Source organism: Neobacillus sp. BF23-41 (assembly GCF_041106275.1).
The window spans coordinates 114,787-136,837 of the sequence record NZ_JBGBPR010000006.1 but is presented as its reverse complement, the minus strand read 5'-3'; the positions used below and the strand labels follow the sequence as shown (position 1 = coordinate 136,837).

The window sequence follows — 22,051 nt, the reverse complement described above, 5'->3', positions numbered from 1 at the left end:
TTTACTATGTCTAAAGGAGTTACTATAATGAAAATTATCATTGGATCAAAGAACCCAGCTAAAATTACTGCAGTAAAAAACTGTTTTTCTCATGAAGATGAGTTTGTTTCCTTAGATATCCCATCGGGTGTCAGCGAGCAGCCTTTTTCCGACGAAGAAACGATAAGAGGAGCCATTAATCGAGCGGCAACTGCCTTAAAGCAGGGAAATGGAGATATTGGGATTGGACTTGAGGGAGGCGTCCAGGAAACGAGTTACGGTTTGCTTATTTGTAACTGGGGGGCTCTTGTATCAATTGGGAGGGAGCCGATTATTGCAGGTGGAGCAAGACTCCCTCTGCCTGAAGAAATAGCCATTCGATTAAGGGCAGGTGAAGAACTCGGACCGGTTATGGAAGATTATGCGAAAAAGGAAAATGTAAGGAAACAAGAAGGAGCAGTCGGGATTTTTACAAATGGAATGGTCAATCGTTCTGAAATGTTTACTCATGTTATGAACCTTTTAGTGGGACAATATCAAAGGAGCAAATAATTGGACTGAAATGCAGCAGGGCTGATATGATTTGTGAAGATGTTACGAAAAAGGTCATATATTCAAATGGAGGCGTTGAATTTGAAGAATTTAGAATCAGTTGAGCAATTTGAACAGCTGCGCGATCATGGGAAAACGATCTTCATGTTTTCTGCAGGCTGGTGCCCCGATTGTCGCGTGATCGAGCCGGTTCTACCAGAAGTAGAATCCAAATTTAATGAGTATACATTCATTCATGTAGACCGTGATCAGTTTATTGAAATATGTCAGCAATTAGACGTCTTTGGGATCCCGAGCTTTATTGCCTTTGAAAATGGGAAAGAGCTGGGTCGATTCGTAAGTAAGGACCGAAAAACGCAAGAAGAAATTGAAGGTTTTATTTCGGGTTTGAAATAAAAAAGTCCGAAACCCTCCATCACCTTTTGAGATGGAGGGTTTTTATTGTAAAATAAGCTGTGTAGCTCCTAAAATGGAGGGATTAAAAGGTGAAAATGGATAGCAGAAAAATGAAAAGTGAATTAGAACAGCGCTTGGCAAGAAAAGATCGTTTAATAACTTATGACCGTGAGAAAGACCAACTTCGATTTGAAAGTAAAGTGACCGGTAAAGGTATAACAGTAGCATTACCTGGGATTATTGCCAAATGGCATAGTGAAAAGGAAAAAGCCATTGATGAAGTCGTTTATTATATCGAAGAAGGCCTCCGTGCCATGGAAGACGACATTCAATTAACCAATCATGAGAAAAAAATCTTTCCCGTTATCCGCTCCACTTCTTTCCCATCAGAAGCAGAAGAGGGTGTGCCATTCTTAGTTGACGACCACACAGCGGAAACAAAAATTTATTATGCGTATGATCAAGGCAGTACGTATCGGCTAATTGACTCACGTATCATGGCTAAAGAGGGCTGGGAAGCTAAAAGGATTAAGGAAATTGCCTTATTTAATGTAAGATCCCTGTCGACTCCTTTAAAAGAAGACCAAGTGGCTGGCAATAGTTTTTACTTCCTCAATACCAATGATGGATACGATGCAAGCAGGATCTTAAATAAGGGATTCTTACATGAAATGGAGAAGCAATTTACTGGTACGATGGTACTTGCTGTTCCACATCAGGATGTATTAATGATCGCTGATATTCGTAATGACAGAGGCTATGATGTGCTAGCGCAAATGACGATGAGCTTTTTCGCAAACGGTCATGTACCAATCACTGCCCTTTCATTTTTATATGAAAATGGTGAATTAGAACCTATTTTTATTTTAGGGAAAAATAAATAATCAAAATAGAAAAAGGATCACATCAAGAAAGGTGATCCTTTTTCATTGCGCGATGTTAGTCTGCATGTATTTTGACTCATTTCAAAGAATTATGTCGAAAAAATATGAAAAACTGATAAAATAGAGTGATAGTGAAAGTTGAAAGTAGAAAGAGTGATAGTTTTGAGCTGGTTCCAAAACTTTTTTCAAAGATTAAAAAAAGAGGAAGATGATGAAGAATTTGACGGTTACATTTTACATAAACATGAAGGTCCGCCGTTACTAAACAAATATGAAAATCTAAAGGATTTGGATACAAAAATATCCTATCAATACCCAAAGGGAAGCAATCGTTCTTCTTATACACCCATTCCTAAGGTAACTCAGAAAGTGAAGGAAGAAACATTGCGTCAAAAACGAACAGAGCGGCTTCCGGAAAAAGGAAAAATGACGGAAAAGTCTGTGGTTCAAACAGTCAAAAAGGAAGTGCCTAAAAGCAAACAAGAGCCGCTGCCTAAAAAGAAGGGTCCCTTCCAACCGACAGAAATTCCTTCGCCTGTTTTTGGATTTAATCAGCGGCCTAAGAATACGGATATCATAGTCGAGCATGAATTAAGCCATTTCTTAAACGATGTTGTTGAAAATCGGTTTGATAGTTTAGTTGTTTCAAAAGAAACGATGACCGAAACGGAGAAAACTGTACCATTTGTAAACGATGAGGAACAGCTAGAGGTGGAAACAACTTGGTTAGAAATTAATCAAGAAGAACAAGTGGGCCTTATCGAAGAAAAGCCATCATCTGAACTGCTGGAACACACGATCGAAGAGATTGTTCCAATTCCAATGCCAGAAATTCAGATAGAATTGGTTGAAGTTGAAGAGGAAGTAACACAGGAAGAAGAAGCGACAGAGGAAGTAACACAGGAAGAAGAATCAACAGAAGAAGTAACACAAGAAGAAGATTCAATAGAGGAAGTAAAAGAATTAATTGCAGTTTCAACAGAATCCATCGAGGAAGCGGAAGTAGTTGAGGCTTTACCTGAACCGCCCGCGCCGAAGCGATCTAATTTGCCATTTAATGTGATGATGTTAAAACAAGATAAACAGAAATGGGAAGAGCGAAAACGAAAAAGAGCGCTCGAACAGCCGTCTGAGGTCCCAACTGAGAATAAGCAGGCAGAGAAGGTTAGTCAAGTAATTGACCTGTTCCCAATCAAGGAAAAAGAGAGTCTGCCACCTACGGATGATGACTATTATGCATTCCCAACAGATAGTTTACTAAACCCTCCTGTTACTGTGGTGAATGATACCAAATGGTTACTAGAGCAAGAGGAGATTTTAAACGAAACCTTACAAAACTTTAATGTAGGTGCAAGTGTTGTTAATGTGACACAAGGTCCTTCCGTCACCCGCTTTGAGGTCCAACCAGAGCCAGGTGTGAAAGTAAATAAAATAACTAACTTAAGTGATGATATCAAGTTAAGCCTTGCCGCAAGAGATATTCGGATTGAAGCTCCTATTCCCGGAAAACATACCATTGGGATCGAAGTTCCAAACCAAAAGTCGCGACCTGTATTCATTAACGAAATTATTCAAAGCAGCATCTTTAAAGAATCTACGTCACCATTAACAGCAGTACTTGGCCTTGATATTGCCGGAAAACCGATTGTAACTGACTTAAAGAAGATGCCCCACGGCTTGATCGCAGGAGCGACCGGGTCAGGAAAGAGCGTTTGTATTAACACGATTTTAGTTAGCTTGCTATTTAAGGCTAGCCCAGAAGATTTAAAGCTATTGCTGATTGATCCAAAAATGGTGGAACTTGCTCCATACAACCGTATTCCACATCTTGTTAGTCCAGTTATAACGGATGTAAAGGCGGCAACAGCTGCATTAAAATGGGCTGTAGAGGAGATGGAAAGACGTTACGAATTATTCGCCCATACTGGCGTTCGTGACATTAACCGCTTTAATGAATTGGCTATAAAACATAAACAGTATTCAGATAAACTTCCATTCATTGTTATTGTCATTGATGAGTTAGCCGATTTAATGATGATGTCACCAGCAGATGTGGAAGAAGCAATTTGCAGGATTGCTCAAAAGGCTAGAGCCTGCGGTATTCATCTCATCGTGGCAACACAAAGACCTTCGGTGGATGTAATAACTGGATTAATTAAAGCTAATATTCCGACACGAGTCGCCTTCTCCGTTTCTTCTCAGGTCGACTCGCGGACGATTATAGATATTAGCGGTGCAGAAAAGTTGCTAGGACGCGGCGATATGTTATTTTTAGAAAACGGCTCCTCTAAACCCGTCCGTCTTCAAGGAACGTTTGTATCGGATGAAGAGATTGATCTAGTGGTGGGTCATGTGAGAGAGCAGCGGGAGCCAGAGTACTTGTTCGAGCAAGAAGAACTATTAAAAAAAGCACAAGTAACCGAAAATGAAGATGAACTTTTTTATGAAGCCTGCGAATTTATTATTGACCAAGGCGGTGCTTCCACTTCAAGCCTGCAAAGGCGGTTTAAAATAGGATACAACCGAGCGGCAAGGTTAATGGATATGCTTGAGACCCATGGGTATATTACCAGCGCAAATGGAAGCAAGGCACGTGAAGTTTTAATTACCTTAGCCGATTTAGAGTCAATCCAAGATGCTAGTGCAAATAATTAATCTATAGTATTCTTTAATGACAGGAACAAATAATAAATAGTGGACTGACTAGTGCGGCCGTAAAGATTTTAGATCCGCAAATAGTTTTTCAAGATGAACAATGTTATAATTATTAAATATGTTTTTACAAGTAAATGTTTTTTTAGGGTGCAATCGCACTCAGTTTTTCTTATTAGCAAATACAGACAGATGTCATATACTGTTATACAGATAGACGTTGTTGGAGGTTCTTCTATGACTATTTACCATTTTGTAGGTATAAAGGGGTCTGGAATGAGTGCACTCGCACAAGTTCTACATGATATGAAATTTAAAGTGCAAGGCTCCGATGTCGAAAAGCGCTTTTTTACACAACTGGCCCTTGAACAATCAGGGATAACGATCCTTCCCTTTCAAAAGGAGAATATCAAGCCAGGAATGACGATTATTGCAGGAAATGCTTTTCCAGATACCCATGAGGAAATTAAAGAGGCCATGAAGCTAGGTCTCCCTATTGTGCGATACCATCGGTTTTTGGGCGACTTTATGCAGAACTTTACTAGTGTTGCGGTCACCGGTGCGCACGGTAAGACGTCTACAACAGGTTTACTCGCCCATGTGATTGAAGGGGCTAAACCTACCTCTTTTTTAATTGGTGACGGAACAGGTAAAGGTAAAGAGGGCTCGGAATACTTTGTATTTGAAGCCTGTGAATACAGAAGGCACTTCTTGTCTTATTTTCCTGACTATGCGATTATGACAAATATCGATTTTGATCATCCCGATTACTTTGCGAATATTGATGATGTCTTTTCGGCATTTCAAGAGATGGCCATTCAGGTAAAAAAAGGAATCTTCGCTTATGGCGATGATGAACAGCTTCAAAAAATCCAAGCAAAGGTTCCTGTCTTGTTTTATGGTTTTGGCGAGGAGAATGACTATCAAGCCAAAAATATTGTGAAAACAACAAGTGGAACGAGCTTTGATGTATTTATTCGCAATACATTCTATGATACATTTTCCATCCCAACCTTTGGTGATCATAGTGTGTTAAACGCACTTGCCGTTATTGGATTGTGCCATTATGAAGAAACAAATGTAGAGATAGTCAAGGACCAATTAACTACCTTCCAAGGTGTAAAAAGAAGATTTTCCGAAAAAAGAATTGGGACACAGATTTTAATTGATGATTACGCTCATCACCCAACTGAAATTAAAGCAACTATCGATGCAGCTAAGCAAAAATATCCGGATCGGAAAATTGTGGCGGTCTTCCAGCCACATACTTTTTCACGCACTCAAGCGTTCTTAGAAGACTTTGCGAAAAGTTTACGTGAAGCGGACAAAGCCTATTTGTGTGAGATCTTCGGCTCTGCTCGTGAAAATCATGGAAAACTATCAATAAAGGATCTCCAGGACCGAATTGAACGTTCTGAAATAATTACCGAAGAAAATACATCCGTACTAAATGAATACGAAAACAGCGTAATTATTTTCATGGGCGCTGGAGACATTCAAAAATTCCAAGAGTCATACGAAAAACAACTTATTAAATAATGCTGTGATAAAGGTTATTTTTGATTTTATAGCCAAGTTGATTGGAGCGGAAGGCGCGAAGACTCCTGCGGGAGGACGGGGCCGAGGAGGCTCCCCGGACCGCCCGCGAACCGCACGCGCCTGGAGCGGAAATCAACGGCCAAATTTAACAAAGCCTAAATAAAAAGAAGGATGCCAGCAATTGTTGGCATCCTTCCTTTTATTTAAGGTTTTCAGGATTTAACACTTCTAATTCAGGAATAACGAACAGACCATCTTTGCGGATTAATACCTCATCAAAATACATCTCCCCACCGCCATACTCAGGACGTTGGATATTAACCATATCCCAGTGGATATTTGAATGGTTTCCATTAAAGGCATCATCATAGCATTGTCCAGGAGTAAAATGAAAGCTGCCAGCAATCTTTTCATCAAACAAGATATCTTGCATTGGATTGAGGATAAAAGGATTTACCCCAATAGCAAATTCCCCAATATAGCGGGCCCCTTCATCCGTATCAAAAATTTTATTGATCCGGCTAGAATCGTTAGACTCAGCTTCTACAATTTTCCCACCTTTAAAAGTCAGCTTCACATTTTCAAATGTAAAACCTTGATACGGAGAAGGAGTGTTATAAGTGATAACCCCATTAACGGAGTCCTTAACAGGCGCAGTATAAACTTCACCATCAGGAATGTTTAACCGTCCTGCACATTTAATGGCTGGAATATCCTTAATGGAAAAGCTTAGATCCGTTCCTGGACCAGTAATTCGTACTTTGTCAGTACGATCCATAAGCTCCTTAAGACTATCCATTGCTTTATCCATTTTTCCATAATCAAGGTTACAAACATCAAAGTAAAAGTTTTCAAATGCTTCCGTACTCATCTTTGCTAATTGGGCCATGGACGAAGTAGGATATCTAAGAACAACCCATTTGGTCTTAGGAACACGGATGTCACGATGGACCTTTTTACCAATGGTATTACCATGGACTTTCATTTTATCATCAGGAACATCTGATTGTTCACTGATGTTATCACCCGAACGAAGACCTATGTATGCATCCATTTTGCTCATCACATTTGCTTCAAATTCTGCCATCATGTTAAATTGCTCTTCCTGAGCACCTAATAAAAGAGAGCGATCCACTTGATGGTCCTTTAAGAGCACAAAAGGGTATCCCCCTGCTAGATAGGCTTCCTTCACGAGGGCAGTCACAAGTTCACGCTGAAGTCCAAAGTTTTCAATTAAAACTTTTTCTCCCTTTTGAAGCTGTACCGAGTAATTAATTAGATTTTTTGCCAGTTTCTCAATACGTGGATCTTTCATATTTTTACGCCTCCAACAGATTTAAGTAAGTACACACATATTGTAACCGAATAAAGGCCGAAAGTTGAAAAATAAAATTCTGCTTCCAATCTGAGATGAAATTTTTATTAGAAGCGGCAGGAAATGAAGACAATTATATGGAAGTAGTATAAGATAATTAGCGAGGTTTATATCTATACTTGATGGGTAATACATATTGATAGGATTAAGGCGGAGGTGCACGATGCAAATTATTTTATACTTAAGCGTAGCCTTGATAGCGATTGCGTTTTTTGTACTTGTCATATTTTTATCGACAACACTCAAATCATTTCAGGTTACACTTACAAACGTTTCGAAGACATTATCTGGATTAGAAAAACAGTTGGAAGGTGTTACAGCAGAAACCACGATTCTTTTACAAAAAACAAACGCTCTTGCTGACGATATTAAGCAGAAATCCGATAGTTTAAATAGTGTGGTTGGAGCCGTAAAAGACGTAGGTACAACTGTCACTAAATTCAATGGGACTTTACAAAACATTACTCAATCTGTAGATAAACAAGTAGAGGAAAGTAAAGAAAAAGTCTCGCAAATTGTTCAATGGAGTCATATCATTCTTGAATTAAAGGATAAGTGGCAAGCTAGGAAGCAACAAAAAAACAGAGTAAGCTTAGACGAGGGCAAGAAGGTTAGATCCCATTAGAATATAGAGGAGGAAATTAAATGCCTAATAGAGAATATGATTCACGGGATACGAATCAAACTCGGAATGAGGAGTCTTCCAATAGCTTTTTGCTGGGAGCAATTATCGGAGGAGTGGTTGGTGCAGCTGCGGCACTGCTTTTGGCTCCCAAGTCTGGAAAAGATCTCCGCAATAAGTTTAATAACCAAGCTGGAACGATCCTCGATAAAACAGCTGCCATGCGTGAAAATGTAATGACAAAAAGCAATGAATTAGCGTCCAAAGGATCCAGCCTTTCCCAAGGAATTGTCCTACAATCCCAAGAACTATTGAACAAGGTAAAAGGAAAAATAACGAGCCAAGACGAGTTGAAAGAAGATGGAGAATTAAACTATATTCCTCTTCAAACTTCAAAAGAAAAGATAGATTCGAAGAGGTCAATCGAAATTGGACCCCTTGATAGCTCAGAAATAAGAAAAAAGCTGGAAGAAGCCGAAAAGGCCTTTGATGAGGAAGAAAATAAGGTTAAACTATAAAAATTAGTCGCAAGCTAAATCTGTTTATTTGTTATAAAAACGGTGGAGTGATAAAATTACTTCACCGTTTATTTATTTTCTGGAGGTATGTACACATGTTAGAGAAAATTGATTCAATTGAACAATTTGATGAAGTATTAAAAAAGGAGAGTACGTTTTTTCTCTTAAAGCATAGCCTAACGTGTCCGATTAGCCATGCTGCATATAAGGAATATGAAAAATTTGCAAATGAAAATCAAGCTGTACCCACTTATTTCTTAGCTGTTCAGGATTCTCGTCCGTTGTCCAATGAAGTAGCAGAAAAATTTCAAATCAAACATGAATCGCCACAAACCATCTTGTTTTCAAACGGAGAGCCTTTATGGAATACTTCACACTGGAAAATAACAAGTCGTTCTTTGACAGGTGCTTTTGGTGAAAATCAAGCATAATATATCACAAAACGCTTTAGCGCTTAAAAGCGTTTAATCGTTAAAGAAAAAACAAGTGACAAACAAATATTTATCCGCTATAATAAGTCCTAATTATTAAATTGTTATAATATTTAAATTCTTAAACTTGAACCGATATTATAATGACAGAAGAAAAAAAGGCATTCAGAGCCTTATTTTATAGAGTTCTGATTAGCAAAGGAAGGACGGGGACGAAGGATGGGCAAAAAAATTGAATTAGAACAATTGAGGTCGCGTGTCGATGAACTAAACTTAGAATTGTTGAGGTTAATTAATGAAAGAGCACAGCTCGTTCAGGATATAGGGCGGGTTAAAGAAAACCAAGGGGTTTACCGTTACGATCCAGTCCGTGAAAGAAAAATGCTTGATATTATCAAAGAGCATAATGATGGGCCTTTTGAAAATTCGACCATTGATCATATTTTTAAAGAGATTTTTAAAGCTGGTCTTGACCTGCAACAGGATGACCATAGTAAAGCCTTACTTGTCTCAAGAAAAAAGCAGCCTGAAGACACCATTGTTACCTTAAAGGGTGAAAATATTGGCGATGGCAAACCACACTTCGTTTTTGGTCCATGTGCAGTCGAGTCATATGAGCAAGTGGCAACTGTAGCAAAAGCAATGAAAGAAAAAGGATTAAACCTATTACGTGGCGGAGCTTACAAACCTAGAACATCTCCTTACGATTTCCAAGGGCTAGGTGTTGAGGGATTAAAAATCTTGAAACGTGTTGCAACGGAATTTGATATGGCTGTTATTAGTGAAATTGTAAACCCTGCTGATCTTGAAATGGCTTGTGACTATATCGATGTCATTCAAATTGGGGCACGCAATATGCAGAACTTTGAACTGTTAAAAGCAGCAGGTTCCGTCAAAAAACCAGTTCTGTTAAAAAGAGGGATTGCGGCTACAATCGAAGAATTTATCAATGCTGCCGAGTACATTATGGCACAAGGGAATGGGCAAATCATCCTTTGTGAGCGTGGCATAAGGACTTACGAACGTGCTACAAGAAACACTCTAGATATTTCAGCAGTACCTATTTTAAAGCAAGAAACACATTTACCTGTATTAGTTGACGTAACGCATTCTACAGGTAGAAGAGATTTACTATTGCCATGTGCTAAGGCTGCGATTGCAATTGGTGCAGATGGTGTAATGGCTGAGGTTCATCCAGATCCAGCAGTGGCACTTTCGGATCAAAAGCAGCAAATGGATCTTAATCAATTTGATAAATTCTTCAATGAACTGCTTGCATCCAATTATGTTCGACTCTAATTTCAAGTAGATAGTTTTATGAAAAACCTTCTGCAACTCCTTTGCAGGAGGTTTTTTTGATAATATTTAGCTATTTTGCAAAAAATGTTGACAAATGCAATTGCGGCTTTAATCTTCTTGTCGTATCATTAAATACATATTAAAGATTGTTTACGTTCTCACAAACAAAAACAAAAACTAAATGTTTAAGTTTATACAAGCTGATGTAAAATAAAGAAAACGATGTTCGTTTTAGGAGAGTGTGTTAAGTGAATATTACTATTTATGATGTAGCAAGAGAGGCCAATGTTTCAATGGCAACCGTTTCCCGTGTGGTTAACGGAAATCCGAATGTAAAGCCAGTGACCCGCAAAAAGGTTTTAGAAGTTATTGACAGATTAGGCTACCGTCCAAATGCTGTCGCTAGAGGATTGGCAAGCAAAAAAACTACTACAGTTGGAGTTATTATTCCAGATATTTCAAATATCTTTTTTGCCGAATTAGCCCGTGGGATTGAAGATATTGCAACGATGTATAAGTACAATATCATTTTAAGTAATTCCGACCAAAACAAAGATAAAGAATTACATTTGCTTAATACGATGCTCGGTAAACAAGTGGATGGATTAGTCTTCATGGGTGGTAATATTACAGCCGAACATGTCGAGGAATTTGAAAAATCACCGGTACCGATTGTGTTGGCAGGATCGATTGAAGAATCAAACAAGATTCCATCTGTAAATATTGATTATGAAGAAGCGGTATATGACTCAATCAAGGAATTTATAGAAAAAGGTCATAAGAATATTGCCTTTGTAGTTGGACCACTCCATGAACCTAAAAATACGTTTAAAAAGTTAAGAGGGTATCAAAGAGCATTACAAGATTCCGGTATTCCTTATAATGAAGAACTTGTGGTTGAAGGAGATTATACGTACGATTCTGGGATTGAAGCTATAGAAAAATTACTTGAAGTGGCAGACCGACCTACAGCCATCTTAGTGGGTTCTGATGAGATGGCACTAGGCGTTGTCCATGGTGCAGAGGACAAAGGCTATAAGATCCCTGAAGATTTTGAGGTTATCACATCTGACAATACAAGGCTATCACTAATGGTGCGCCCGCAGCTAACTACCATTGTTCAGCCATTATATGATATTGGCGCGGTTGCAATGCGACTCTTAACCAAATTAATGAACAAAGAACAGGTGTCAGAACAAATTGTGGTTCTCCCACATCGGATTGAACACCGACAATCAACAAAATAAAATAATGGGGTGGCCACATGTTGGCCACCCCACTTTTTTATACGGATTCGCTCTTTTGCTGACTTCGAATCGGATAAAGTGACTTTTCGAGGGTTAATAAATTCTTTTCGGTAATTTCTGCTTTTCTAGGGATGGGAGTATATAAGTTTTCTGGATCGTCCCATTCCTTTGGTAACGATACAGGAGATTCCTTCTGCCAGGAAGCTAACCACTCCTTAGGTAAACTGCCATAACAGTTTGAGTTTTCTGTCATTTCCAGCCAAATAAGGGACCATGCTCTTGGAACTACCCTCCAGATATCATAACCGCCGCCGCCGACAGCAATCCACTTCCCGTTACAATACTGATGGGCAATTTCATGTGCAAGCCTTGGTATCTCTCGATAGATTTTCATTGTTGAAGAAAGGTGTGTTAAAGGATCCAAATAATGGGAGTCTGCACCATTTTGGGTTAGAATCACATCCGGTTTAAAAAACTCAGCCACTTCTCTAAACGCATGTGTGTAGGCCTGCAGCCACGATTCATCTTCGGTAAAGGCATCAACGGGGATGTTAAAGGAATAGCCATAGCCTAACCCTTGACCGCGCTCATTTACATTGCCTGTACCTGGAAATAAATATCTTCCTGTCTCATGGATCGACAGGGTACATACATTTGGATCATCATAAAAGGACCATTGAACCCCATCGCCATGATGTGCATCGGTGTCCACATATAAGACACGAGCATTATATTTTTCCTGAAGATATTTGATGGCGACCGAGCTATCATTATAAACACAAAATCCAGATGCTTTTCCTCTGAATCCGTGATGCAATCCTCCGCCAAGATGAAGAGCGTGAAGTGCCTTTCCAGTCATAACCTGATCGACGGCCGTTAATGTCCCCCCAACAAGTGAGGCGCTCGCTTCATGCATGTTAGGGAATATAGGAGTGTCTTCCGTACCAAGACCATAGTTTTCTGCTATATCTTGTGGCAATTGGCCATTTCCCGCCTTTTTCACTGCTTCTATGTAACTTAGGTCGTGTATTAAAGCTAACTCTTCCATGGATGCCATTCTGGGCGGGATGACATCGTCTGGATTAAGAGCATTAATCTTCTCTAATAGGTCTACTGTTAACTTAAGCCGGAATTGGTCAAAAGGATGCTGATTGCTAAATTTATATTTCAGCAGTTCGTCTGAAAAAATAAAGGAACACTTATCGCTCATATTGAAATCCCCGGAAGGTTTGGCCATAATACATGAAAGCCAGCCTGTTTAAGGTCTTGAATTAATACAGTGGGATTCATAGTTTGCAATCTTATCACAAGGATTTTATATTGCTCATCTGTTTTATCAGGGTAGACTAATACACTCAATATATTTGCTTTCCGGTTCTTAATAACAGCAGTGATTTCACTGAGTTTACCCGCAAGATTGGGAATCTTAATTTCAATTTGTGATCCAGGCTGATGGGCCCCTGTTAATTCAACCAATGTCCGCAGCAAATCTGTTTCGGTCAAAATTCCAACCAATTCCCGGTTATTTATGATCGGCAGACAACTGATTTTATGCTCATAGAAGAGACCTGCCACTTCCTCGACGAAATCAAGAGGATGGCCTGTAATGACATTGCGTTCCATAATCGCCTCAAGTGGCTTTTTCATATCCTCTGGATGCTCATTGGCATGAAAAATAGATGGAGTTGCCTCATGTATTTTCGAAACAGTGACAAGACCAACTAAATGTTTCTCCTCATTAATTATAGGAATATGGCGGATTTTTCTTGACTCCATTAATTGGATTGCATCAGCAATGGTATCTGTTGGCAGAAGTACTGCAACATCTATTTTCATGATTTGTTCTACAATCATAAGAAAATCCTCCTTACCCAAATATCAATAAAATGATTAATACATAAACCGGTTCATAAATCTGAGACGGTCAAATTTTTGGATGGTTTCCATATCGATTCTTTTTCCCATCCTAGCCATGAGACAATTAGCAGGGTGTGAACAAATTTCAGGATCATCGGTTGCATACCACTCAAGGCCGCCCGCATTCATCATTTTTTCCATGATCTTCCGATACTCCCACACATTTAGTTTGGTACCCTTTAAATCCCAGTGCCAATAGTACTCTGTTGTTATGGTAAGATAATCTTCCATCGCATCATCCATCATGGAGACAATTAATAGGCTTTTCCCGACTGCACATCCCCTAAATTGAGGAATCACCTCGATGGCACCTAATTCTATTAAATTATCTATTTTGCCTTCTGACCATCGTTCAAGCGGGTCAGGATATAGAAAAGTAACATATCCGACAATGGTGTTTCTGTCCCTTGCAATAATAATTCTACCTTCTGGAAGCTCTGCAATACCAATTAAAGCCTGATGCTGCTGTGCAGGAGGGCGGAAGGCAGTGAGGTCTTCGTGAAATTCAAAGCCAGCAAGTTTATCTGAAGTAATAGGCCCTTCAACAATTATAGACCCGTGAGGTGTTTTTAATTGTTTGGCATTGTATGTCTTTTTGTGTTCCATACGGTCACCTACCCTGGAAAAATCTTTCTAATTATAATTCTATTATACATAAAATCTATTACAGAAAAGTAACTTCACAAAATTTTCTGTCTTATAGTAAAAAAATATTGACATTTTATGTATAAATATAAAAAAATAATAATATAGTACTTTTTTAAAAATTGTGAATAGTTATTATTTGTACTATAATAATTTTAAATAAACTCAAAGGGGGAGATTGAATGAAAGTGGAAGCGTTGCCAGTTGTGCAAGGGGATCATAATCTAGGTAATTATCAAGAAATGTACAAGCATTTCGACTGGAAGGAAACAGAAAAGGAATTTACATGGAGTGAAACGGGGCTTGTCAATATGGCGTATGAGGCCATTGACCGTCACGCGAAAACCTTCCGGAAAAATAAAGTTGCACTATACTATCGTGATGGATCAAGAAATGAGAAGTACACCTTTAAAGAAATGAAAGATCTATCAAACAAAGCGGGCAATGTGTTAAAAACTTACGGGGATGTAGAAAAAGGTGACCGTGTATTTATTTTTATGCCGCGCTCTCCAGAACTTTACTTTACCGTTTTGGGTGCAATCAAGCTTGGGGCTATTGTTGGTCCTTTATTTGAAGCATTCATGGAAGGGGCTGTCAGGGACCGTCTGCAAGACAGTGAAGCGAAAGTTTTAGTCACGACACCTGAACTGTTGGACCGGGTGCCAGTTCAAGACCTGCCTGCACTGAAGCATATTTTCCTTATCGGTAAAAATGTTGATGAACAAGGCCGATATATTGACTTTTTGAAAAAATTTGAAGCCGCAAGCAAGGATCTTCGAATTGAATGGGTTGACAGAACGGACGGCTTGATCCTGCACTACACATCAGGCTCAACAGGAAAACCAAAAGGCGTATTGCATGTACATAATGCCATGCTTCAGCATTACCAAACAGCTAAATGGGTGCTCGATCTAAAAGAGGATGATGTTTATTGGTGTACTGCTGACCCAGGATGGGTAACCGGTACTTCTTACGGTATCTTTGGGCCATGGTTAACAGGGTCTTCGAATGTGATTGTCGGAGGTCGATTTAGTCCAGAATCCTGGTATCAAATGATTGAGGACTTTGGTGTAACCGTTTGGTACAGTGCTCCTACGGCATTCCGAATGTTAATGGGTGCAGGTGATGAATTGGTTAAGAAATTTGACCTAAGCAGTCTACGCCATGTTCTAAGCGTCGGGGAACCATTAAACCCTGAAGTTGTTAAATGGGGGGCAAAGGTATTCAATAAGCGAATTCATGATAACTGGTGGATGACAGAAACTGGTGCGCAATTGATTAGTAACTATCCTTGTATGGAAATTAAACCCGGTTCAATGGGGAAACCGATTCCAGGTGTAGAAGCAGCGATTGTTGACAATCAAGGGAATGAACTTCCGCCGTATCGGATGGGGAACCTCGCGATTAAAAAAGGCTGGCCTTCCATGATGAATACAATTTGGAATAATCCAGAGAAATATGAATCATACTTTATGCCAGGCGATTGGTACGTTTCAGGCGATTCTGCTTACATGGATGAAGAAGGCTATTTCTGGTTCCAGGGCCGTGTCGATGACGTTATTATGACCTCAGGGGAGCGCGTAGGACCGTTTGAAGTAGAAAGCAAGCTAGTCGAGCATCCTGCCGTCGCTGAAGCCGGTGTCATCGGTAAACCAGACCCAGTTCGTGGTGAAATCATTAAAGCCTTCATTGCACTCAGAGACGGCTATGCTCCAACGGACGAACTAAAAGAAGAAATCAGGCAATTTGTGAAAAGAGGTCTTGCCGCTCATGCAGCACCAAGGGAAATTGATTTCCGTGATAAGCTGCCGAAAACAAGAAGCGGGAAAATCATGAGACGTGTGTTAAAGGCATGGGAACTAAACCTGCCAACAGGTGACCTTTCTACAATGGAAGATTAAAGACCTGTTTTTCATAGGGAAAAAACACTAAAAAGCCAGGCTAGATGCCTGGCTTTTTAGTGTGATAAAAGCCAAAAAAACCGCACCAACTATCGGTGCAGTTTTAAATATTTACGGTGTTGTTGTTGGCTCAGTCGGTTTAGTTGGAACATTAGGGCCATTCGGTACACCAGGTTTAGCAGGGTCTTTCGGTACTGCAGGTTTAGTTGGATCTACAGGTGGTGGTGTTACTATTACTCCAGCCTCAACCAGATTCGATGGGGCAGACTCTCTACCAGCAATATCGACCGCCGTTACATAATAGGTACCAGTACCAGCTTGAAATGATCGTTTTGAGCCATTGATCACACTGCCTACTTTTGCTGAAACTAATCCACCTTGATAGACGCGGTAACCGACAACATCATTATCACCAGATGCTGACCATGTCAATGTATTTCCTTCTACTTTTAAGACGACACTGTCAGGGTTCTTGCCGTTATCGTACATTCTTGCACTTGATACGAGAATTTTCCCCCAGCGCTCCTTCTGTGGAATTAGTTGTCTATAATTATGGAAGTTACTTCCTACGATTCGTTTGATAAAATCAGGATTTAAAATGAGACCAAATTGGGCAAACTCTTTTGGTGTAGAATCCAAGGCCAAATATTTTTTGTCGCCAACCATAACATATTTTCCTTCAATTAAGCTATCATCAACTCTTGTTGGTACATTATTGACATTAAAGTAATCTGTTTCGATTAATCCTGCTTTTGAACATGCCTCGGAAGGCAGCATTCCGGAAACCGCACAATAAGAACGTTGAACGATTCCTTTTGGCATTTTAAATGACGTTTTTGGAGCAATTAGATCAGGTTTAATTTTATAGGCAGCGTTCATTAACTGAGCCCATAAGTTATTGGTCCGTGAACTATAAGACATACCGGATGTCTGGAGCGATTTTGGTGTATCATACCCTCTCCACAGACCAAAGGTGACATTAGGGTTTGAAGCAACGAACCAAGAGTCAATATATTGATTTCCTGTCCCAGTTTTTCCAGCCCAGTCCGCACTGAAATTTAGTTTGCTTCTAACTCCTGCTGCCGTTCCCATCTTTACCACGTCACGCATCATATCAATCGTTAAATAGGCTGTTTGCGGCTTAAAGACATTAACAGGCTTCACTTCGTGCTGATAGATAACCTTGCCGTTTTTATCGACAATTTTATCAATCATATAGGCATCAATAAATTTTCCATCATTAGCAAAGGTACTAAATGCGTTCGTATTTTCTTCGATGGTTACCCCATTTGTCATCGATCCAATCGAAGTAGCTAGATTGGTATAATCATCTTTTCTTAAAGAGGTAAATCCCATTTTTTCAAGATACTTGGCGGGACGTTGATCAACGATACTCTTGTAAAGCTTAACCGCTGGTACGTTATAGGATTTCGCTAATGCATATCTTGCTGAAACCAGTCCACTGTACCGATAGTCATAATTTTGCGGCCAAGGATCACTTCTGCCGGGAGCAAGACTTAACGCTACATTTGGCAGCGGTGTTCCCGGAGCTGCTTTTCCTAACTCAATCGCTGGTGCATAGACAAGAAGTGGTTTCATGGTAGAACCGTTTTGTCTGATGGCACTGGTTGCGTGATTAAGCTGTTGATCGTCATAATTCCTTCCAGCGACAAAACTGATAATTTTTCCAGTCTTGTTTTCGATCAGTTCCGCCCCAACCTCCGCAGGTTCCATAACTGTTTTTATTTCTCCTGTTTCAGGATCCTTTTTTTCTTGAGGCTTATCGGGTCCGTAATATTGATAATTATCCTTAACCTTTTGCATCGCATCGTATATGCTTTTGTCTATCGTCGAATGAATCTTATATCCATTTTGACGCAAAGCATTTCGAGCTAATATTTGATATTTATAAGCAAGATTGTCATCGTTTTTTAACTCTTTCTCTGAAATTCCATCATTTTTTGCTAAGACAGTAGTCAGGACTTCAATCGAACGCTTTTCAATTTCGACTGTTAACCATGGGTATTTTTCCAGTGGGTTTGCGACCGGTTTGATAAAATCCTTTTTAATATCATAGGCAGAGGCTTGCGCATATTCATGCTCGTTAATATAGCCACCGTCAAACATTCTCTTTAGGACGGTTTTCATCCGTGTGAGACCTGGTTCGAGATATTGCGGTTCTTTTATCATCCCTTCCCGTGTAAACGGGGTATATCCAAACGGGCTTTGAGGCAACCCTGCAATGAAAGCGGCTTGCGGAAGTGTTAAATCACTAGCCTTTTTACCAAAGATCCCTTTTGCCGCTGCCTGGACACCAGCAATGTTTCGTCCAGACGAATTTCTTCCTAAGGTAGACACATTAAGATAAGCTTCAAGAATTTCTTTTTTATCAAAAAATTTCTCTAAACGAAGAGCAAGTAAGATTTCATTGGCTTTCCTTTGAAACGAGACCTCATTTGTTAAGATTTGATTTTTTATTAATTGCTGTGTTAACGTACTACCGCCGGATTGAACAGCAGAATTTGTCACTTCCTGAAAGACGGCCCGAAATACTGCTTTTGGGACAACTCCTTTATGCTTGTAAAAGTATTCGTCTTCAGTTGCAACTACCGCATTGACTAAATCATTTGATACATCGTCCAATTTTACTTCTTCCCGTTCCAAGTCGGTGTGAAGTTTACCAAGATAAACATTATCCGAAAAATATAACTCAGAAGTTTCCGTATAGTTATAAATATCTTTTTTCATGCTGTCATACGAGCGAACAGGTTCATCTTTTACAAGTGAAGCAAAATAACCAGCACCAACACCTGTGGCAAATGATCCGCCAAGAATGACGACTGTTAATACAAGGAGTAACAGATTCCAAACTACTTGATATGTGATTCGTGCACGTTTAACCGTTTTTCTATGGGTAAATATGTTCAGTAAGGATTTTGCTTTTTCTATCCATGCTTGTAATTTTTCAACCATCTATAGTATCACCTCATCTAAAATCAAGTACATTATAGCATACCAAAGGTATAAAAACTGACAAACTTCTACATTTATCTGAAATTTCCAGTTGGGTTTGACAGGGAGCTTTATATATGGTAAAAAAAGCTATACATTAATTTAATAAAAAGCTGTGAAGGGAACCAACTGTAGTTCTTCTATCCCTGTTTTTAGAGAGTCAGCGGTGGTGCGAGCTGATACATATAGAAGAGTGAATTACTCCCCTGAGCTTTCTCTGTGAAACCTGATTTTTAGTAGCGGAGAACGGTCTAAACCGTTAATTTTTTGAGTTGGAGGAACTTTCCTCAAGCTGGGTGGTACCGCGTAAATTTACGTCCCTGCATTTTTGCAGGGGCGTTTTTATTTTTTTACCAAATTGGAGGGAATAGGATGGATTTATTACAGGATTTGGCATGGAGAGGAATTATCTATCAGCAGACGGATGCAGAAGGTTTAAAGGATACATTAGGCAAGGCGCAAATTTCTTTATATTGCGGTGTTGACCCAACCGCAGATAGTATGCATATCGGCCATTTGCTGCCATTTTTAACTCTTAGAAGATTTCAGCAGCATGGACATCGTCCGATTGTGTTAGTCGGAGGAGCGACAGGCTTGATTGGAGATCCAAGTGGTAAAAGTGAAGAACGAAAGCTGTTAACATTAGAAACAGTGCAGGATAATGTAGCAGGTATCAAAAAGCAACTTGAATCTATTTTCGAATTTGAAGGTGAAAACGGGGCGATCATGGTTAATAACTATGATTGGGCAGGCTCAATGGATGTCGTTACCTTCTTGCGTGATATCGGCAAGCATATCGGTGTCAATTACATGCTGGCGAAGGATACCATTGCATCAAGGCTTGAAACAGGTATTTCGTTTACAGAATTCACTTATACCATTTTACAAGCGATGGATTTCCTTCATTTATATGAGCATCACAACTGTAAATTACAAATTGGCGGAAGTGACCAGTGGGGGAACATAACTTCAGGATTGGAATTAATCCGCAAAGTTCAGCCAGAAAGCTCGAAGGCATATGGGTTAACCATTCCGCTTGTGACAAAAGCAGATGGTACAAAGTTTGGAAAAACGGAAAGCGGTGCCGTTTGGTTAGATCCTGAAAAAACTACCCCATACGAGTTCTACCAGTTCTGGATTAATACGGCTGATGCAGATGTGGTGAAATACTTAAAGATTTTCACATTCCTTTCGCACGAGGAAATTGAACAATTAGAAAAAGCTGTTCAGGAAGAGCCGCATCTTCGTAAGGCACAAAAGGTATTAGCTGAAGAACTGACTCGTTTGATTCACGGTGAAGATTCCTTGCAACAGGCCATCAAAATTTCCCAGGCGTTATTTAGCGGGGATGTAAGAAGTCTTTCAGGTGCGGAAATCGAGCAGGGCTTTAAAGATGTACCAGCTTATACTTCGCAAAAGGAGGAGAATTTGGTCGATCTTTTGGTTGCGGCGAAAATTTCCCCATCCAAGCGTCAAGCACGTGAAGACATCTCAAATGGTGCTGTTACTGTTAATGGTGAAAAAATTACGGACAACGCTTATATCTTAGTAGAATCCGATCGAATTGAAGGAAAGTTTACGATTATTAGAAGAGGTAAAAAGAAGTATACGTTAATTAAATACTAATAAAAGAAGGGCTTTGGAAATCAAAGCCCTTTTTTTGCTATAAGGATATCCGTGTAACAACGGGTTAATTTATTTCGTCTAATATAAAAGGAACGAATATGGGGGTGAATGTATTGAAAATTTTATTACACGCCGTATTTATTATTCTCATCGCACTTGTTACATTTTTCGGACTTGGTCCTGTTTTATATGCAGACGGGGTATTACAAGAAAGATTATCGACTGCGGCTATCGTAGTTGTCATCTATATAATACTAGCCTTTTTATATCGGAAATCTATCAAATGGGTCAATCGAAGATAGGAAAAGCTCTCATACCAATGGGTATGAGGGCTTTAACCTTATTAACGTGACTCATGTCCTCGTGACTTAGTTTCTTCGGATTCAGCTTTTTAATTTTTACTCCTATAACTAACATTATTAATGTAGAACATGGGAATGCGAACGAGTTCCTCATTAGCGACCAAATGAACAAAATCATCTTTTACCTCACAAAGTACTCCCTTAACCATTTCAGAACTTCCACGATTAATTTTTACCCAATGATATTTCAATGATTTAAGTAGGTCTTTAAATTTCTCAGCATTTTTAAAATTCTCAGGAATTTCAACGTCGAATTCCCACTTCCCTTTCATATTTTCTGTAAAACTTTTAATGTGTTGAGTTTTGTAATAAACGACTCCATGCTCTTCTGTAAGAACGACGATATAATCGTCTTTTTCAGCCAATAACTTCCCAATTTTGGATTCCGATCCGTCTCGATTAACCTTGATTACTGTATCTTTAAAATATTTCATGAGGTTTTCACTCATATAAAAAATCTCCCCTTTAAGTTTATTTAATTACACTGCATCATATGTATAACGGGAGGAACTTGTCCTAAGCAAATGGCCTGTCTTTTAATTATTTGTCTTTTTCACTTTTTAACTACCTTGAAAATAAGTTTCTTCAAGATTAGAAAAATGGCAATACTTAAGAAGACCCTGCTCAATCGTTAAAAAAGAGAGTGGAAAATCATTTACTCTTTAAAGTCTCTTTATGTCTTATTAGTCATAAAGAAGAAGTAAAAAAGAAGCGTTAGACGCTTCAATCAGAGGAAAGTGTGAAAATTGACACTCGCACTAAATGTTATTAAAACTAAAACGGCTTGGGCAAAAACAAAATTTCATGAAGAAATAACCTATTTAATGAGTGGACATTATCAAGCGTTTTTGTTGACAATGTCCCTTCATTTTTAACTACTCTACGAACCACTATGACTATGAGTAAGAAACTTTAAAAATTTAATCTTCGTAAAATCTTTTTCAATGAGAATAATGAGAATAAAAGGGCTGACACATCAAGTTCATCTTCAATAGATGATTTTTGCGAAGTTCCCTGAGGGCTATTATTGGTGTTATTGTTGTTATTTTCACTCTCATCGTTTGATTCTTGAGGTAATATTTGGGAAGTTCCCT

The 22,051-nt window shown here is 39.2% G+C and carries 20 protein-coding genes and 1 other annotated feature; of the genes, 13 read left to right on the top strand and 7 right to left on the bottom strand.

From position 1 onward, the window contains the following. Nucleotides 1-27 precede the first annotated feature (27 nt). The 5 genes from AB7942_RS12150 (at nucleotide 28) to murC (ending at nucleotide 6,002) form a co-directional block, all read left to right on the top strand. Complete coding sequence (locus AB7942_RS12150; protein WP_088089285.1) at nucleotides 28-531, top strand: DUF84 family protein; 504 nt, start codon at nucleotides 28-30, stop codon at nucleotides 529-531. A gap of 81 nt (nucleotides 532-612) precedes the next feature. After that, nucleotides 613-927, top strand: a complete 315-nt coding sequence (locus AB7942_RS12145; protein ID WP_098933329.1) for a thioredoxin family protein — start codon at nucleotides 613-615, stop codon at nucleotides 925-927. 95 nt (nucleotides 928-1,022) lie between these two features. Beyond that, nucleotides 1,023-1,811, top strand: a complete 789-nt coding sequence (locus AB7942_RS12140) for a DUF1444 domain-containing protein (RefSeq protein WP_369447102.1) — start codon at nucleotides 1,023-1,025, stop codon at nucleotides 1,809-1,811. A 162-nt stretch (nucleotides 1,812-1,973) separates the two neighbouring features. Further along, complete coding sequence (locus AB7942_RS12135; protein ID WP_369447046.1) at nucleotides 1,974-4,466, top strand: DNA translocase FtsK; 2,493 nt, start codon at nucleotides 1,974-1,976, stop codon at nucleotides 4,464-4,466. 234 nt (nucleotides 4,467-4,700) lie between these two features. Then, nucleotides 4,701-6,002, top strand: a complete 1,302-nt coding sequence (murC, locus tag AB7942_RS12130; RefSeq protein WP_369447045.1) for a UDP-N-acetylmuramate--L-alanine ligase — start codon at nucleotides 4,701-4,703, stop codon at nucleotides 6,000-6,002. Between the two features lie 199 nt (nucleotides 6,003-6,201). Here murC and AB7942_RS12125 read toward each other — a convergent pair whose 3' ends face one another. Next, complete coding sequence (locus tag AB7942_RS12125) at nucleotides 6,202-7,317, bottom strand: aminopeptidase (RefSeq protein WP_369447044.1); 1,116 nt, start codon at nucleotides 7,315-7,317, stop codon at nucleotides 6,202-6,204. Nucleotides 7,318-7,540: 223 nt separating this feature from the next. On the opposite strand from AB7942_RS12125, the gene AB7942_RS12120 reads away from it, so the two are divergent. The 5 genes from AB7942_RS12120 (at nucleotide 7,541) to ccpA (ending at nucleotide 11,494) form a co-directional block, all read left to right on the top strand. Beyond that, nucleotides 7,541-8,002 (top strand): DUF948 domain-containing protein, encoded by a 462-nt coding sequence (locus tag AB7942_RS12120; RefSeq protein ID WP_088089280.1) that lies wholly within the window; start codon nucleotides 7,541-7,543, stop codon nucleotides 8,000-8,002. A gap of 20 nt (nucleotides 8,003-8,022) precedes the next feature. Next, complete coding sequence (locus tag AB7942_RS12115; protein ID WP_369447043.1) at nucleotides 8,023-8,517, top strand: YtxH domain-containing protein; 495 nt, start codon at nucleotides 8,023-8,025, stop codon at nucleotides 8,515-8,517. A 95-nt stretch (nucleotides 8,518-8,612) separates the two neighbouring features. Next, the gene (gene ytxJ / locus AB7942_RS12110) at nucleotides 8,613-8,948 is read left to right on the top strand and encodes a bacillithiol system redox-active protein YtxJ (protein ID WP_088089278.1); all 336 of its coding nucleotides are present in this window, start codon (nucleotides 8,613-8,615) and stop codon (nucleotides 8,946-8,948) included. A 219-nt stretch (nucleotides 8,949-9,167) separates the two neighbouring features. Beyond that, the gene (locus AB7942_RS12105) at nucleotides 9,168-10,247 is read left to right on the top strand and encodes a bifunctional 3-deoxy-7-phosphoheptulonate synthase/chorismate mutase (RefSeq protein WP_335712922.1); all 1,080 of its coding nucleotides are present in this window, start codon (nucleotides 9,168-9,170) and stop codon (nucleotides 10,245-10,247) included. Nucleotides 10,248-10,495: 248 nt separating this feature from the next. Beyond that, nucleotides 10,496-11,494 carry a catabolite control protein A gene (ccpA, locus tag AB7942_RS12100; RefSeq protein ID WP_369447042.1) on the top strand — a complete coding sequence of 333 codons (999 nt, stop codon included), beginning with the start codon at nucleotides 10,496-10,498 and terminating at the stop codon, nucleotides 11,492-11,494. Between the two features lie 37 nt (nucleotides 11,495-11,531). Here the strand turns inward: ccpA and AB7942_RS12095 are convergent, their stop codons facing one another. The 3 genes from AB7942_RS12095 to AB7942_RS12085 are packed head-to-tail and all read right to left on the bottom strand — an operon-like array spanning nucleotide 11,532 to nucleotide 14,017. After that, entirely contained in the window at nucleotides 11,532-12,704 is a 1,173-nt protein-coding gene (locus AB7942_RS12095; protein WP_369447041.1) for an acetoin utilization protein AcuC, read from the bottom strand. Then, a complete protein-coding gene (locus tag AB7942_RS12090; protein WP_168245346.1) occupies nucleotides 12,701-13,348 on the bottom strand; it encodes an acetoin utilization AcuB family protein in 648 nt (215 codons plus the stop codon). The genes AB7942_RS12095 and AB7942_RS12090 overlap by 4 nt, the downstream gene beginning before the upstream one ends. A gap of 36 nt (nucleotides 13,349-13,384) precedes the next feature. Continuing rightward, nucleotides 13,385-14,017: a GNAT family N-acetyltransferase gene (locus AB7942_RS12085; protein ID WP_369447040.1), complete on the bottom strand. Its 633-nt coding sequence runs from the start codon at nucleotides 14,015-14,017 to the stop codon at nucleotides 13,385-13,387. A 221-nt stretch (nucleotides 14,018-14,238) separates the two neighbouring features. Between AB7942_RS12085 and acsA the strand changes: the two genes are divergently transcribed. After that, on the top strand, nucleotides 14,239-15,957 hold the full coding sequence (gene acsA / locus AB7942_RS12080) for an acetate--CoA ligase (RefSeq protein ID WP_369447039.1): 1,719 nt from the start codon (nucleotides 14,239-14,241) through the stop codon (nucleotides 15,955-15,957). A gap of 111 nt (nucleotides 15,958-16,068) precedes the next feature. Here the strand turns inward: acsA and AB7942_RS12075 are convergent, their stop codons facing one another. Further along, complete coding sequence (locus AB7942_RS12075) at nucleotides 16,069-18,930, bottom strand: transglycosylase domain-containing protein (protein ID WP_369447038.1); 2,862 nt, start codon at nucleotides 18,928-18,930, stop codon at nucleotides 16,069-16,071. 145 nt (nucleotides 18,931-19,075) lie between these two features. Further along, nucleotides 19,076-19,294: a binding site (T-box leader), on the top strand. Nucleotides 19,295-19,341: 47 nt separating this feature from the next. Between AB7942_RS12075 and tyrS the strand changes: the two genes are divergently transcribed. Further along, on the top strand, nucleotides 19,342-20,595 hold the full coding sequence (tyrS, locus tag AB7942_RS12070; RefSeq protein WP_369447037.1) for a tyrosine--tRNA ligase: 1,254 nt from the start codon (nucleotides 19,342-19,344) through the stop codon (nucleotides 20,593-20,595). Between the two features lie 113 nt (nucleotides 20,596-20,708). Further along, nucleotides 20,709-20,897 carry a DUF6954 family protein gene (locus AB7942_RS12065; protein WP_214732634.1) on the top strand — a complete coding sequence of 63 codons (189 nt, stop codon included), beginning with the start codon at nucleotides 20,709-20,711 and terminating at the stop codon, nucleotides 20,895-20,897. Nucleotides 20,898-20,986: 89 nt separating this feature from the next. On the opposite strand, the gene AB7942_RS12060 is transcribed toward AB7942_RS12065, so the two are convergent. Further along, on the bottom strand, nucleotides 20,987-21,406 hold the full coding sequence (locus tag AB7942_RS12060; RefSeq protein ID WP_369447036.1) for a hypothetical protein: 420 nt from the start codon (nucleotides 21,404-21,406) through the stop codon (nucleotides 20,987-20,989). A 463-nt stretch (nucleotides 21,407-21,869) separates the two neighbouring features. Continuing rightward, the coding region (locus tag AB7942_RS12055; RefSeq protein ID WP_369447035.1) for a hypothetical protein at nucleotides 21,870-22,051 on the bottom strand (182 nt) is incomplete at its 5' end.